Source organism: Streptosporangium vulgare (assembly GCF_042428775.1).
Lineage (GTDB): Bacteria > Actinomycetota > Actinomycetes > Streptosporangiales > Streptosporangiaceae > Streptosporangium > Streptosporangium vulgare.
This window is the reverse complement of sequence record NZ_JBHMBS010000202.1, coordinates 1-510: the sequence shown is the minus strand read 5'-3', so window position 1 is coordinate 510 and position 510 is coordinate 1. Positions and strand designations below refer to the sequence as shown.

Genomic DNA, 510 nt, shown 5'->3' with positions numbered 1-510 from the left:
TTTCACCGCCGAGACATCCACTTTTGGCCCGACGATGACCGCATCAATGACCTTTTTACCAACATACTGCTCCATAATTGCCAGCTTGCTTTCCAGCTTCAAATTAGCCGCAGGTAAACTCAACTCACGCCCCAGATTGCCGATATAAACCATCGGCGCTGGCGTGCGGCGTAATGCCTGGGCGATTTCCTTCAGCAGCAGAATTGGCATCAGGCTGGTATAAAAACTGCCAGGCCCAATAATGATGAGATCCGCTTCATTGATAGCGTGAACCGCCTCACGCGTTGCGGGTACATTAGGCGTTAACAATAACTCTTGAATCGGCGTAGTTAACTGGTCGATATTGACCTCGCCGTAAACTTCATGCCCCTGATCGTCAATCGCCATCAGATCAACAGGATGCTCTGACATTGGAATCAAATGCGTATCCACTTTCAGCAGATTACGAATTAAATTGATGGCTTCCAGAGGCCGCACGCTAAGGTGATCCAGCGCCTTTAACATCAAGTT

Annotated in this window: 1 protein-coding gene; it reads right to left on the bottom strand. The window is 48.8% G+C overall.

Annotation, left to right across the window (positions count from 1 at the left end; translation table 11 throughout):
* A partial coding sequence (locus tag ACFFRH_RS44695; protein WP_386164242.1) for a 2-phospho-L-lactate transferase CofD family protein occupies positions 1 to 504 on the bottom strand: 504 nt, incomplete at its 3' end.
* Between the last annotated feature and the right edge of the window lie 6 nt (positions 505 to 510).